This window comes from Flavobacteriales bacterium, from assembly GCA_016713875.1.
GTDB lineage: Bacteria > Bacteroidota > Bacteroidia > Flavobacteriales_F > PHOS-HE28 > PHOS-HE28.
The window spans coordinates 2,744,058-2,758,276 of sequence record JADJOI010000003.1; the positions used below are offsets into that span (position 1 = coordinate 2,744,058).

General features: G+C 64.5%; 9 protein-coding genes. 3 read left to right on the top strand and 6 right to left on the bottom strand.

Going from position 1 to position 14,219, the window contains the following annotated elements; translation table 11 throughout:
- Positions 1-11: 11 nt before the first annotated feature.
- The 3 genes from IPJ87_13195 to IPJ87_13205 are packed head-to-tail and all read right to left on the bottom strand — an operon-like array spanning position 12 to position 5,048.
- The gene (locus IPJ87_13195; GenBank protein ID MBK7942806.1) at positions 12-2,825 is read right to left on the bottom strand and encodes a VCBS repeat-containing protein; all 2,814 of its coding nucleotides are present in this window, start codon (positions 2,823-2,825) and stop codon (positions 12-14) included.
- A 55-nt stretch (positions 2,826-2,880) separates the two neighbouring features.
- On the bottom strand, positions 2,881-4,038 hold the full coding sequence (locus tag IPJ87_13200) for a bifunctional 3-deoxy-7-phosphoheptulonate synthase/chorismate mutase type II (GenBank protein ID MBK7942807.1): 1,158 nt from the start codon (positions 4,036-4,038) through the stop codon (positions 2,881-2,883).
- Between the two features lie 59 nt (positions 4,039-4,097).
- Positions 4,098-5,048 carry an OmpA family protein gene (locus IPJ87_13205; GenBank protein MBK7942808.1) on the bottom strand — a complete coding sequence of 317 codons (951 nt, stop codon included), beginning with the start codon at positions 5,046-5,048 and terminating at the stop codon, positions 4,098-4,100.
- 98 nt (positions 5,049-5,146) lie between these two features.
- On the opposite strand from IPJ87_13205, the gene IPJ87_13210 reads away from it, so the two are divergent.
- Positions 5,147-5,890 (top strand): hypothetical protein, encoded by a 744-nt coding sequence (locus IPJ87_13210; protein ID MBK7942809.1) that lies wholly within the window; start codon positions 5,147-5,149, stop codon positions 5,888-5,890.
- Here the strand turns inward: IPJ87_13210 and IPJ87_13215 are convergent.
- Positions 5,880-7,580: an ABC transporter substrate-binding protein gene (locus tag IPJ87_13215; GenBank protein ID MBK7942810.1), complete on the bottom strand. Its 1,701-nt coding sequence runs from the start codon at positions 7,578-7,580 to the stop codon at positions 5,880-5,882. The two genes, IPJ87_13210 and IPJ87_13215, sit on opposite strands and share 11 nt — an antisense overlap.
- A 104-nt stretch (positions 7,581-7,684) precedes the next feature.
- Between IPJ87_13215 and IPJ87_13220 the strand changes: the two genes are divergently transcribed.
- Complete coding sequence (locus IPJ87_13220) at positions 7,685-11,230, top strand: hypothetical protein (protein ID MBK7942811.1); 3,546 nt, start codon at positions 7,685-7,687, stop codon at positions 11,228-11,230.
- A gap of 14 nt (positions 11,231-11,244) precedes the next feature.
- On the opposite strand, the gene IPJ87_13225 is transcribed toward IPJ87_13220, so the two are convergent.
- The gene (locus IPJ87_13225) at positions 11,245-12,159 is read right to left on the bottom strand and encodes a hypothetical protein (protein ID MBK7942812.1); all 915 of its coding nucleotides are present in this window, start codon (positions 12,157-12,159) and stop codon (positions 11,245-11,247) included.
- Between the two features lie 86 nt (positions 12,160-12,245).
- Between IPJ87_13225 and IPJ87_13230 the strand changes: the two genes are divergently transcribed.
- Complete coding sequence (locus tag IPJ87_13230; protein MBK7942813.1) at positions 12,246-12,956, top strand: ComF family protein; 711 nt, start codon at positions 12,246-12,248, stop codon at positions 12,954-12,956.
- A 5-nt stretch (positions 12,957-12,961) separates the two neighbouring features.
- Here the strand turns inward: IPJ87_13230 and IPJ87_13235 are convergent, their stop codons facing one another.
- The gene (locus tag IPJ87_13235) at positions 12,962-13,918 is read right to left on the bottom strand and encodes a hypothetical protein (protein MBK7942814.1); all 957 of its coding nucleotides are present in this window, start codon (positions 13,916-13,918) and stop codon (positions 12,962-12,964) included.
- Between the last annotated feature and the right edge of the window lie 301 nt (positions 13,919-14,219).

The window sequence follows — 14,219 nt, forward strand, 5'->3', positions numbered from 1 at the left end:
CGTCATGACGATCAGCGCACCGTCAGCCGCGTGACCTGCTGGCGGTCCGCCGAAGCCAGGCGCACGAGATATGGGCCGGAGGCCAGGTCGCTGACATCGAAGGTGAGGCGTCCGCCTAGGCCCGCACCGCCGACGGTGCGCACCACACGGCCGCTGAGGTCGGACAGTTCCACGGTGACACGGCCTTCGCTCGCCGGGAAGACCACGGTCACCGACTCATCGGCCGGGTTGGGCATCAGCTGAAGGGTGGCGTCGGCGACGTTCTCCTCCAGACCGACGGAGCTCACGGTGACGATCGCCTCGGTGCGCGGGCTGGCGCACTCCACACCGAAGGCCTCCACCTGCCAGTCGTAGAAGAAGTAGTAGTACTGCAGGGCGTTCTGCCCTCCGACGTTCGTGCCGGTGATGGCGCCGAGCGTGCCCAGGGCGTAAGGGTACTGGGGATTGCTGCCGAGGCCATCACGCCACATGTTCGGGGTACCCACACAGCGCAAGGCGTAGTTGCCCGGGCCAGGCACTTCGAGCCCCAGGGTCACCACCTGGGTCCCGGTGGGGATGTTCGGCGTGGCGCTGGCCACGGTGCTGTTGTCGCTCATGTCGATCACCGAGATGGTGCGCACACCGGCCGTGTTGGAGTACACCTTCACGCTGTTGATGGTGAAGCGCTCGTACGCGTCGAAGAGCAGGTAGAACCCGTCGTTCTGGTGGTACTGACCGCTGGTGGTGTTGTCCACCCGACCGCCGCTGGCCGTTCCACCTCCGAAGGTGTTCAGGTCCTCGGCCCAGAAGCCGGTGGTGCTGTTCACGAAAGGCGTGGTCCACATGTTGCCTGTGCCCAAAGCGGTGCCGCCGGTAGGCAGGTCGTACCAGGTGATCGCGGCGCCTGTGGCACTGATGTCAGCAGTGCCCGGCCCCAGGATCGTGGCGCCGGTCGTGGCCGGTGCGTCAGGGGTATCGATGACCTCCAGGTCGACCGGGGCGGATGTGAAGTTCCCGCACAGGCCTGCCACGGTGACGGTGATCGGACCATCGATGGTGGCCTGCACGGTCTGCGTGGTGGCCCCGTTGCTCCACGTGTAGCCGTTCGCCGGCGAACAGGTCAGTTCCACCGAGCCGCCCTCGCAAAAGGTCGTCTCGCCGTTCACCGTCACCGTCGGGGTCTCGTCGGGGTTCTCGGTCACGGTGACCGAGGCCTGGCTCCAGCAGCCGGTACCGTCATCGATCGTCACCGTGTAGGTGCCGCCGGTGTTGACATCGATGCTCTGGGTGGTGGCGGTGGTGCTCCACGTGTACTGGAAGCCGGGGTTCGCCGAGAGGGTCAATGGGGTGCCGCCGGCGCACACGACCAGGTCCCCACCAGCGGTGATCTCGGCCACGGGAGCAATGCAGATGCCTTCGAGCAAGGTGATCGCCTGATCGGCATCGATGTCGGTGTAGCTGTCGACCTCTCCGCTGGGCCACTGCACCACCAGGCTGTCCACTTCGGTGATGGCGCCGAGGCCGAAGTGCAGGGTGGCGCTGTTCACCACGCCGTAGCTCTCGCCGCTGCGCACCTCGCGGACCTGGATGCCCCACGGGCCCCAGATCTTCACCTTGGCACCGATGGCCTCCTTGTTGCTCTGCACGCCCACCAGATCGATGTCGAGCCAGTGGTTGCCGTTCGGCGTGTTCATCCAGAGCCGGTCGGGGAAGCTAGGGTCGCCGTCCACGTAGGCATCGCCGTAGCTGGCGTACACATCCGTGAACCCGTCCTCATTGAGGTCGCCGAACGCGAAGCTCAGCATGTTCTTGCCGGCCGGGAACATGGTGGGGACCTCCGAGAACGTGCCATCGCCATTGCCCTTGAAGTAGTAGTCCGCGGAACCGGTCATGATGTCCAGCCAGCCGTCGTTGTCCAGATCGCGGAACAGGCCCTGCAGGAAGAAGCCGGTGTAATTCTCCAGGCCGCTGCCAGCGGTGACGTTCACGTAGTTGTTCGTGCCATCGTTCTCGAACAGCATCAGGGTGGTGCTGTGCGTGGTGCTGAAGGCATCGAGATCGCCGTCGTTGTCGTAGTCACCGAAGTCGGTGGTCCACACCTGTTCGCGGTTCTGCAGGCCATGGACGACGGCCATATCGGTGTAGTTGTTGTTGCCGTCGTTCACGAAGAGGCGGTCCCAGCGGCGCGGGTCGGTCGGGCTGTTCACCCCTTGGCGGCAGTGGCTGATGTGCAGGTCGATGTCGCCGTCGTCATCGAAGTCGGTGAACAGACTGGCATAGTTGCCGCTCATGTCCGAAGCGGGCGTGGTGTTCCAGTTGATGAAGTTGGCGTCGTACAGCAGGTTGCCCGAACCATCGTTGATCCAGATGTTGTTCGGACCCACGTCGTTGCAGGCGTACAGGTCCGCCCACCCATCGCCGTTCATGTCGGCGATGCTCACACCTTGGTGGAAGATGGTGGGACCGTTCAGGTCCACCAGCTGGGATACACCGCGTGAGGTGATGCGCAGGTAGCGGGTGACGGACACGCCGCTCATGATGTCCTTGTGTCCGCTGCGGTCCATGTCGGCGATGGCCCAGCCCCATTGGTTGCTGCCGTCCACCACGCCGTAGTCGATCGTGGTGAAGGAGTGGTCGGGGTTCTGGTACAGGATGTACACGTGCTTGCTCATGTCGAGCTGCACGATGTCGTCCAGCCCGTCGAAGTCCATGTCCACCACCGCCATGCACCCACCGCTGCTCGCGCTGTGCGACAGGTTGGTCGACTGGTTGGTGAACACGGGCTGCGCAACAAGCCCGGTCGCGGACAACAGAAGCGCTGCCGCGGAAGCGTAACGGTGGAACATGGGATGGTTCGGGGTTGGGTGGTTCGGTCCTTGCAGAACGTCCAAAGCTAGGCGGCTAGGCCACACCGGACAACTGATCATCGCCAGGTCCTTTGGATCCTGCCTCCGGTTCGAGCGCGCGCTCCCACGCCTCCGTTTGCCGGCGGATGCTCTCCTGGTGGACGGCGTTCATGAAGGCCTCCACGAAACCCGCACTGAGGCCGGACCGGCGGCCCAGGTCGTGCTGTGCGGCCATGATGCGCTCCCAGCGCTCGGGCTGGAGGATGGCAACGTTCCGTTCCTGCTTGTACATGCCGATCCGCTCGGCGATGTCCAAGCGCTCAGCGAGCTTTTGGGCGATATCCGCATCCAGTTGGTCGATCTGATCGCGTAGTTCGTCCAACAGATCCCGAAGACGTGGATCCGGTGCGGCCTCCCGGTGGACAAGCGCACCGAGCAGGGTACCCAAGGCCGCGGGCGTCACCTGCTGGTCCCCATCGCTAAGGGCATGCGCAGGATCGGGATGCGCTTCCACCATCAACCCGCTGAAATTGAGGTCCAGTGCCTGTTGGGCCACATCAGCTAGGCGGTCGGGCCGGCCGGCGATGTGGCTGGGATCGCACAGCATGGGCAGTCCCGGGCAGGCGGCCATCAGGCGGATGGGGAACTCCCACATCGGGGTGTTGCGGAAGGGTGTATGGCCCGACCAGCTGAAGCCGCGGTGCACGGCGGCCATGCGGCGGATGCCGGCACGGTGCAGCCTCTCCAGCGCACCCACCCACAAGGGCAGGTCCGGGTTGATGGGGTTCTTCACCAGCACGGGTACATCCACGCCGGCGAGGGCGTCGGCGATGGCCTGCACGCTGAAGGGGTTCGGTGTGGTCCGGGCGCCGATCCACAGCAGGTCGATCCCGGCGTTGAGCGCGGCCTCCACATGGTCTGGTGTGGCCACCTCCGTGGCCACCAGCAACCCGGTGGCATCGGCGGCCGAACGCAGCCAACGCAGTGCTGGTTCACCGGCGCCTTCGAAGGCACCGGGCCGGGTGCGGGGCTTCCACACCCCCGCCCGCAGCACGCGCACGCCGGGGGCATGCCCTCGGATGCCCTCGGCCACGGCCATCACCTGCTCGGGGCTTTCGGCGCTGCACGGTCCCGCGATGTGAAGTGGACGCACCAGGTCCAGGCCCCATTGGTCCAGGGGAAGCGGGTCCAGTTCAGGCGTCAGGCGGCTCATGCGGCAAAAGTAGACCGCCAAGGCCGGGACATTGTTCGCCGCATGGACCGGAGGCCCGGTCAGTCCTTGACCATGTTGTACAGCGCGCTGAGGTCGGGCGTGAGGATCACTTCGATGCGGCGGTTCTTCGACTTGTCGGCTGGATCCACGGGAACATACTCGCTGCGCCCCGCCGCTGTGATGCGCCGCGCTTCGATGGCGCTGGCCTCCTGTAGGATGCGCACCACGCTGGTGGCCCGCTCCACGCTGAGCTCCCAGTTGTCCTTGTACGTACTGCCGGGCAGGATCTTGTCCGTATCGGTGTGGCCTTCCACCAGGATGCTGATGTCACGGTCGGCCTCGATGGCCTTGGCCAGCTTCACCAAGGCTTCGCGCCCTTGCTTGTCCACCGTGGCGCTGCCGCTGGGGAACAGCAGCTTGTTCTCCAGGCTCACGTGGATCCGCCCATCGCGCTGCTCCACGGTGAGGCCCTTGCCCTCGAACCCGGTGAGTGCGCGGCTCACGCGGTCCTTGAGGTCGCGCATGGCGGCGTCCTTGCGGTCCAGTTCAACCTGTAGTTCGGACAGCCGCGCCTCGCGCTCGGCCAGGCGTTTGCTGCTGCGGGCGATGGAATCCTCCTTGTTCTGCAGGTCCAGGCGCAAGGCCTCCAGGTCGGTGAGCAGCTTGCGGTTCTCGCTGCGGTCGCCGGCCAGCAGCTTGTTGTACTTGTCCAACAGCTCGTCGTTCAGCGCGTTGATCTTGTCGTACTGCTGCTGCATCTTCCGCAGGGAGGTGCCCAGGGTGGTGGTATCCTGTTCCAGCAGCTTCACACGGCGTTTCAGGTCGCTCATCTCGCTGGCCTGTGCGTCCAGGGTGGCCTGTGCGTCGCGCGCCTTCGCCAGCGCCGCCTCGGACTCCGAGCGCATCGCATCCATGGAGGTCTGCAGTTCCTCGTACTTGCGTTGTGGCACGCAGGCGGTGAACAACAGGGCGATGAACAAGGCGCACGGGGCGATGGAACGGAGCTTCATGATGTTACCTTTCGGTTCGCACAAAGGTCCCGACCCCGGTGCGCGCCACCGACCGTTGCGCAACCTTTTTTGTGAACACGCCGTTCATCGATCGAGTCATGGCCCAATCCCAGCTGCCCAAGGACTGGATCCTGATCCCGACGATCGACCGGGAGCTGAAGCACTACACCCTGTTGGCCTACCTGCAGTGGGTCCGGAAGCGGTTCGCCGAACGCAAACTGTATCCCTATCTGCTGGACGTGGCCGACCACCTGAACGGCCTGCTGGAATTGCAGAAGCGCGCGGAGGACCTTCGGGCCACCATGCCGCGTGACATCACCGGGCTTGACCCGCGCACGGGCACCGTGGCCTATGCTCCGTTGCCCGAGCCGACGGGGGCGCTGGGGGTGATCGATGAGGTGATCGACGATGCCGTTCCGGAGCTGCGCGACCACCTGGCCCAAGGCAGCGATCTGCGGGAGCGCATCCGCGAGCACATCCAGTTCGGGCCGGTGGGCGTGCTTCCGCTCGATCCGCGCGCGGGCTACCTGCTCCTGCGCCAGGGCCGTGAGGCGCGCATCTACACCTACTCGGTCTCGTTGCTCCGCGACGCGGATGTCGACCTGCATTGGCGCAGCGTGGTGACGCACTTCGTGGGCAGCCGCCCGCTGGGCTTGCACACCACCTACGAAGTGATCCGCGCGGAGCTGATCGCCCATCGACCGCAACTGCCGGTGCCGGCCACCTTCGGGTTCGAGTGCGACTGGGAGGTGCCGCATATCGAGACCTACCTGCCGCTGGCCAAGCAGCTGGTGCACCGCTTCATCGCGGCGACCCGCTCGACGGACCGGTTCACCGGGTGACGCCCGGGTCGGACCACACGCGGCCCAGGTCGCGCAGGTCCATGGCGTTCAGGGGCATGTCGCGCACATCGGGGCGCAGCAAGCGGATGGTGCGTTCGTGGTAGAGCGGGGTCACCGGCGCATCGGCCATGGCCGTGTTCTCCGCCTCGGCGAAGAGCTTCATGCGCCGGGCGTCGTCCACGGTGCGCTGCGCCTCGGCGAACAGCGAATCGAAGCGCGGATCGGCGTAGCGCGTGGTGTTCAGGTAGGTGGGCAGGGCGGTATCGGCCTGGGCGTTCTTGCCATAGAGCAGGGAGAGGAAGTTCTCGGCGTCCGGCAGGTCGGCCACCCAGCCCTCGCGCCAGAAGCGTGCGCGGCCCCGCTCGATGGACGAGTAGTGCTGGTCCATGGGCAGCACCGACAGGATGAGAGGCACGCCCAGATGGCGTTGCAGCATGTCCTGCACGGCCTCAGCGACCTGGATGTAGCCGAAACCCGGGCTCGCGTTCAGGACCACCTGCGGGAATCCCTTCCCGCCGGGAAAGCCCGCCTCCGCCAGCAGCGCCCGTGCCGCTTCGGGGTCGAACCGATGACCGTCGACGGCGGAATACGGATACCCGGACAGACCAGGCGCCACCAGGCCATGCTCCGCGGGCACGGCCAATCCGCCCAGCACGCTGTCCACCAGGAAATGCCGATCGATCGCCAGGCTGAAGGCCCGGCGCACCCGAAGATCGACAAAGGGGTCCGCCTTCAGGTTGAAGCCGTAGAACTGCACGGCGGAACCCGGAACGGACTGGAGCACGAAGCGCTTGCGACCGGAGGCCTCCATGGAATCCTTGATGATGCCCAGCCGCTCCACCGGGAGTTCGGTGAGGCAGGACAGGCGGCCGGCCAGGAACGCCTCGAGCTCCTTGTTCTTGTCCGGGTCGAGGGTGATGCGCACCGCGTCCAGGAAAGGCAGCGGGTTGCCGTGCTCGTCGCGGTCCCAATGGTCGGGGTCGCGCTCCAGGACGAAGGCCTCGGCGGGTGAATAGGTGCGCAGCTTGAACGGCCCGGTGCCGATGGCGTGCGCGATCAGGTCATCACCATAGGACTCGACCAGCTGCCTGGGGTAGATCCAGCAGCCCTGATGGGCCAGCACCTGCAGAAAGCCCGCGTTGGGGTGTGCCAGCTTGATGCGGAAGGTATGGGGGTCGACCACCTCGAGGCCGGCGATGGGCGCCTCCCGATCGCCACCGGCGGCGGTGTTGGCATAGTGGGTATTGGCCCCCAGGACCTTGTCCTGGAAGAGCCAGAACATCCGGTTCTCCGGGTCGGCCGTGCAGAGGGCGCGGAAACAGTACAGCACATCCTCGGCGTCCACGAGCCGGACATCCTCGGAGGTCAACGCCGCATCGGGGTGGAAGCGCACGTCCTTGCGCAGATACAGGGTGAAGGTGGTGGCGTCGGCATCCACCTCCCAGCGTTCGGCCAGGCAGGGCAGCACCTTCAGGTCCACGGGGTCGAACCGCACCAGGCCCTGGTAGATCTGCGCCGCGATGCGGTGCTCGGCCGCTTGGGAGATATGGAGCGGGAAGATGTTGCGCACCCCGCCGGCCTCGTTCATGTTGAAGACCCCGCCGTACCGCTTACCGCCTTGCACGCGCCGCAGGCCATCCCCTCCGTCGCCGCCGCAGGCGATCAGCAAAGCCAGGGCCGCGGTGCACAACAGCCATGGGTTCCGTGCGTTCTCCAAGGTCACCGGCCAAATGTACCCGGCCCCCCGGCGGAAGCTCGGAGGCCGCCGGTCCGCTCATCAACGATCGGATCTTGATGGGCACCGGATGCGTGGACCGGCTGGGTAATTTTCCGCCCTTGGGGCGCAACCCTTCCTCCTCCGCACCACGTCCGGCCCGGCCCCGGATGACCGTGCTCCTGCCCCTTCTCCTGGTGCTGGTGCCGGCGTACCAGGTCCTGGCCCAGGGTCCTGGCGATAACCGGCGTGCTCGCCGGATCGTGCTCACCGGCGACACCATCGCGCTGGACACCCTGAGCATCGCCCCGGGCAGCCTGTCGCTGTGGCGGGACGGAAGCCCGTTGCCCGATCACATCTTTACCCTCGATCCGTACAGCGCACGGCTGTGGGTGAACGACGGCGCGGTGGGCGACACGCTCATCGCCCGGTACCGGGTGTGGCCGCTGCTCTTCGCGGCGGAGCGCCGCCACAAGGACCGGCTCCGGCTGCTGAGCGAGGACCCCGACCGGCGCGACCCGTTCAAGTACGAGGCCCCGTCGCAGCGCGAGGACCTCTTCGGCAACGCCGGCCTGAACAAGAGCGGCAGCATCTCCCGCGGCATCCTGTTCGGCAACAACCAGGACCTGTCGGTGAACTCGTCGCTGAACCTGGAGCTCAGCGGCCGCATCACGGACCGCATCCAGGTGCAGGCCTCGATCACCGACAACAACATCCCCATCCAGGCCGAAGGCAACACCTTGGAGCTGCAGGATTTCGACCAGGTGTTCATCAAGCTCTTCGAGGAGAACTGGGAGCTCATCGCGGGGGACTTCGTGCTGCAGCGCCCGAACAGCCACTTCCTGACCTACTTGAAGAAATCGAAAGGCCTCTCCTTCAACACCCGGAGCAAAGGCGCGAAGGCCGTCAACGCCTTGGGCACCTCGGTGGCCATCTCCAAGGGCAAGTTCGCGCGGAACGTGATCCAGGGCGTCGAGGGCGTACAGGGCCCATATCGGCTGCGCGGCGATGCCGGCGAGACCTTCATCATCATCCTGTCCGGCACCGAACGCGTGTTCATCGATGGCCAGTTGCTGGTGCGCGGCCAAGAGAACGACTACGTCATCGACTACAACACCGCCGAGCTCACCTTCACCGCGCGGCGCCTGATCACCAAGGACCGCCGCATCACCGTGGAGTTCCAATACTCCGACCGCAACTACATGCGCACGCTGGTGCGCCTGGACGACTCCTGGACGCGCGGTCGCACCACCCTGCGCCTCAACGTGTTCAGCGAACAGGACCACAAGGGGCAGCCGCTGCAGCAGGACCTCACGGATGAGGAGCAACGGGCGCTCGCTGAAGCAGGGGACGATCCGCTGGCCGCCGTGGTGCCCGGTGTGGACACCGTGGCCTTCGTCGCCGACCAGGTGCTGTACAAGGCGGTGGACTCCCTGGGCTACAGCCCGGTGTACGTGTACAGCACCTCGCCTGACAGCGCGCGCTACCGCATCACCTTCTCCACCGTGGGCGCGGGGCTGGGCGATTATGTGCAGCAGGAGTTCACCCCTAACGGCCGGGTGTACCGCTGGGTGGCGCCGGACACGGTGGGCGGCGTTATCGTCAGGCGCGGCGACCACGCCCCGGTGCGCGTGCTGGTCCCTCCACGATCGCAACAGGTGGTGACCCTGGGCGCGGACCACAGCACGGCCGGCGGGTTGCGGCTGAGCACCGAACTGGCCTACGGTCGATACGACCGCAACACCTTCAGCGACCGCGATGCGGTCGACGACCAGGCCTTCGCTGCGCGGGTGAAGGCGGACCAGGCGATCCCCCTGCGGGCCGCTGACAGCACATGGGCGCTGGAACTGGGCCTGGAGACGGAGGCCCTCACCGCCTCCTTCACCCCGGTGGAACGATACCGCGCGGTGGAGTTCGAGCGCAACTGGAACGCCCTGGGCCGGCCGCTGGACGGCGACCAACTGCTGGCCGGCTTGGGCGTGGGGTTCCGGGCGGGCAAGGCCGGAAGGCTGCGCTACGTGATCAACACCTTTCAGGTGCGCGACCGGTATGCCGGTTGGCGCCACGACCTGATCAGCGACCTGCACCCCGGGCGCTTCGACCTCACCGGTACCGCCAGCCTGCTGACCACCACCGACCCGGTGCGCACCGAGTTCCTGCGGCACAAGGCCCGCCTGGCCCGTCGCTTGCGCTGGTTCACCGTAGGCATGCAGGACGAGCATGAACGCAACCGCTTCCGGGCGGACACGGGCACCGCGCTGCTGGCCGGCAGTTACCAATTCTACGACTGGGAGGCCTTCATCCAGAGCCGCGACACGGCCCGGACCACCTTCCGCGTGGGCGGTGGCCAGCGCTACGACCAGGGCCTTCGGAACGGCGGGCTGGCCCGCAGCACCGTGGCCACCGCAGGCACGGCCACCCTGGGCGTGGGCCGCGATGCGCGACACCGCCTGGCCACCACCTTCACCTACCGGCAGCTGCGCATCGTGGACAGCACCCTCACCGCGCAACGGCCCGAGGACACCTACCTGATGCGCATCGACCACGACCTCACCCTGGGCAAGGGCGTGGCGGTGTGGGACCTGTTCTATGAACTGGGTTCGGGGCTGGAGCAGCAGCGCGAGTTCCTCTACGTGGAGGTGCCCGCCGGACAAGGCCTGTACATCTGGAACGACTACAACGGCAACGGCCTCAAAGAGCTCAACGAATTCGAACAGGCCAACTTCGGCTACGAGGCCAACTACGCGCGGGTGTTCGTGCCCAGCAACACCTACTCGCGCACCTTCAGCAACCAGCTGAGCGCCTCGCTGGACCTGCGGCCCGCGGTGGCCTGGGGCGGGCGCAAGAGGATGCGGGGCTTCCTGGCGCGCTTCTCGGACCTGGCCTCCTTCCGCAGCGACCGCAAGACCAGCACGGCCGACCTGGGGCAGGCGCTCGACCCCTTCCGCATCGACCCGGCGGACACGCTGCTGACGGCCTTCACCAGTTCGCTGCGCAACACGCTCTTCTACGACCGCACGAGCCCCAAGTGGAGCGTGGACCACACCTTCCAGAGCGACCGCACCAAGACGCTGCTGCTGAACGGGTTCGAATCACGCCTGCGCGAACTGAACCAGGTGCGCCTGCGCTGGAACGCCACCCAGCAATGGACCGCCGACCTGGAGGCGGAGGCGGGCCGGGTGGCCAACGCCTCCGACCTGCTCAGCGGTCGCACCTACAGCATCCGGCAGTACACCACGCGGCCCCGCATCACCTGGCGGCCCAACACCGACCTGCGCGCGGCCTTGAGCTACCGCTACACGGACAAGCTGAACCGCGAGGAGCTGGGCGGCGAGGCCGCCACCGTGCAGAACCTGGGGCTGGAAGCCCGCTGGAACACGGCCGGCAAAGGCAGCATCCAGTTGAACCTGGACCTTGTGGACATCCGGTACGATGGCGATCCCAACACCAGCCTGGGCAACGAGATGCTGGGCGGCCTGAAGGTGGGCACCAACTGGACCTGGAGCCTCAGCATCCAGCGGCGGCTGAACCAGAACCTGCAGGTGGACATCACCTACAACGGCCGCAAGAGCGAGAACACCCCCACCGTGCACGTGGGCGGCGCGCAGATCCGCGCCTTCTTCTGACGAGCGATCGTCGCCTACTTCAGGTCGAAGGTGGCACGGCCCACCTTGCCGCCGCCTTCGTACACCTCCACGATGTACTGGCCGGTGCGCATCTCGCCGCTTGCGGTCCAGAACATGCAGGCATCCACCGGCACGCCCTGGTAGTTCACCTCGCGTTTCACGCTGAACTCGCCCTCCACGCCATCGAACTGGAAGCGGTTGTTGGACTCGCTGGCCGGCAGCACGTGCCCGTCCGGACTGATGATGCGCATGTAGAGCGTCTTATCCCCCGCACGGGCCACGCGGTTCTCCCCGAGGGTGAAGCAGCACTTCACCATCTCGGCCTTTTTGGCCCGGTCGGTGTCCGTCTGCTTGCCGTTGTTGCGCAGCATCACCGCACCGGCGCTGATGGTGGTGGCCGTCAGCACCGAGCCTTTGGCGATGAGCGCCTGTTGTTCGGCGGTCTGTTGCTCCAACGCGTCCTTCTGGCCCTTCACGGTGCCGAGCTCCTGCGTCAGGTTGGCCTTGTCGGCGGTGAGCTGCAGGTTCACCTGGTTCAGCGAGTCGATGGTGGCCACATAACCCTTCATGATCTTGCGCAGCGTGGCCGCCTCCTTCTGGGCCTTGGCCAGGCTGTAGTTGCCCTTCTTCACCTGATCGAGCAGGTTCTCGATCTGCTGCTTCTGGGCGTCCATCTCCACGCGCAGCTGCTCGTTCTCGGTCTCCAGCGTATCGTACTGGGCCAGCATGTCCTCCAGCATGCGCGTCACGTTCTCCTTCTCACTGGTCACCTTCACCACCTCGCCCTGGGTGGCCTCCTCCTGACGCTTGCTCTGCATCAACAGGTAGAGCATCACCACGTTGCTGATGAGAAGGAGCACCACCAGCGCCAGCAGGGCGACGTTGGAACGGGGCTTGGTCGGCTGGGGGGTGTTTCCGGTCTGGTCCATGGGGGTTCGGGCTCGGGCCGCTAAATTACCCCCGTGCATCGTGGCCTTCAGGGCATTCGATGGCAATTATCAACACGTCGACCGGGATGGGCCCACAAGCGACGACGGGGATCGGACAGTGGCTGCTCGACGCTGCGGAGCTCTTCCTTCCCCGCCGCTGCAGCGCCTGCGACCGCCCGTTGATGACGCATGAAAAGGCCGTATGCCTTCCCTGCGTGCTGGACCTGCCGCGCACCGGCATGCACCTGCAGGCGGACAATCGTGTGGAACGGCTGTTCCACGGCAAGGTGGTGGTGGAGGCCGCCGCGGCCCTGCTGCAGTTCAATCGTCGCGGCCGCACCCAGCGCATGCTGCACCGCTTGAAGTACCAGGGCGACAGGGCCGTGGGGCTGGAACTGGGCCGGTGGATGGCCGAAGCCCTGCGCGCCAGCCCCCGCTTCGCCACGGTGGACCACGTGCTGGCCGTGCCGCTGCACCCCCACCGGCTCCGCGAGCGCGGCTATAACCAGAGCCAGGTGCTCGTGGACGGCTTCCAAGAGCTGTGGCCCCTGCGCACGCCGGACCAGGGACTGATGCGCGTGGTGCGTACGAGCACCCAGACGCGCAAAGGCCGCTGGGAGCGCTGGACCAACGTGAAGGAGGCCTTTGAGCTGGGTGAAACGCGTTCGCTGGCCGGTGCCCATGTGCTGATGGTGGACGATGTGATCACCACCGGCGCCACCCTCGAGGGCTGCATCCGCGCCCTGTTGCGGGTGCCCGACCTGCGGGTGAGCGTGTGCACGGCGGCGACGGCGTAACTGACTCACCATTCAGGCCGGATACGAATCGAAGTTACTGGAGTAACGAACCGAAAACAAACGCAAACTGCGACATACGGCCATAACCAGGCCATTTTCGCACCAAGGCGGTCAATTGAATTCGAGAAGGTTCCGCAAATCCATGCGTTCACTACAAAACCAATTGTTACCGTGACAATCAGAAGTATCACTTGATGATTTCCACGAAAGAGCAGTGCACCTACTACAGCTATTAACCAAGACGCATATAAAACAATATCACACCAGCTCAATCTCCACCACCAATATTCCGGGCGCAACCTTCCGCTATACTGTTTGCTATTTAGGTAGGCCTGCTGCATAGAAGGTACATATCCGAAAATCCCCTTTGCCAAGTCCGTCTCAACGCCAAATATACCGAGGCCATCACCAGGAGCGTTTAAGAATAGCTGGCGTCGAGTAGCCATCAAAGATCCTATTATATGCAACCGTAAATATTTACCATCCAAGATTGTTCGCAGTATTATCGCATCACACTCATCCCGTAGATGTTCAAAACCACCCAGTTTCTGCACCGGTCCCTTTTCGCTCCACACAAAGTCATACCCGTGACCTGGTAACGAATCTTTAAATGCACAAAGTTTATACTGAACGTTCACACACTCCTCGTCCAGAAAAGGTTTCAGCACCCCGTTCTCAGACATTGCACCTACTGCAAATATTGAGCGGGACTTTGCCATCGAAGATCCCATGGTCAACAAGGTCAATATCGAAAGGCACATCAACAATAATATCCGCACGCGGTGCTCCCGATGTACGATGCCACCCGATATCGGTAAACTACAGACCAACAGGAAAAGACCGATAATCACGCTATACAAAGGGTGTGACAAATGCATGCAACACGAAACCAAATTGACAAAAAATACAAACACCAGTTCCCATTTTTCAACCGCTTCCATTGCAACAATCACCCACGTCACTAGAAGTAATGGAGTGAATATATCCGGCATTATCATAGACGCCGTCCAGCTCGCAGTGCTGCCAAATGTGACGACCGCGCATGCGATCAAATGTACTCGTGGCGAATATACACTAATGCAATGACTTCCCATTCTATAGAGCGCATAACTCACTAGTGCGCTCTGGGTCAGGATAACAGGCCAAAGAGAGAATCCTCCTAGACTCATTAAGTACAACCATACACCGTAAGCAATAGGCCTATCGAACGGAGTCTCCCAATTAAATCCTGATGTAAGATAGGTTGCGGTATCTGAATAGACC

Bases quoted from the DNA above. Each gene is read 5' to 3' on its own strand.
- IPJ87_13205 (MBK7942808.1), bottom strand. From the start codon at position 5,048: ATGAAGCTCCGTTCCATCGCCCCGTGCGCCTTGTTCATCGCCCTGTTG.
- IPJ87_13230 (MBK7942813.1), top strand. From the start codon at position 12,246: ATGGGCCCACAAGCGACGACGGGGATCGGACAGTGGCTGCTCGACGCT.
- IPJ87_13195 (MBK7942806.1), bottom strand. From the start codon at position 2,825: ATGTTCCACCGTTACGCTTCCGCGGCAGCGCTTCTGTTGTCCGCGACC.
- IPJ87_13210 (MBK7942809.1), top strand. From the start codon at position 5,147: ATGGCCCAATCCCAGCTGCCCAAGGACTGGATCCTGATCCCGACGATC.
- IPJ87_13225 (MBK7942812.1), bottom strand. From the start codon at position 12,159: ATGGACCAGACCGGAAACACCCCCCAGCCGACCAAGCCCCGTTCCAAC.
- IPJ87_13220 (MBK7942811.1), top strand. From the start codon at position 7,685: ATGGGCACCGGATGCGTGGACCGGCTGGGTAATTTTCCGCCCTTGGGG.
- IPJ87_13200 (MBK7942807.1), bottom strand. From the start codon at position 4,038: ATGAGCCGCCTGACGCCTGAACTGGACCCGCTTCCCCTGGACCAATGG.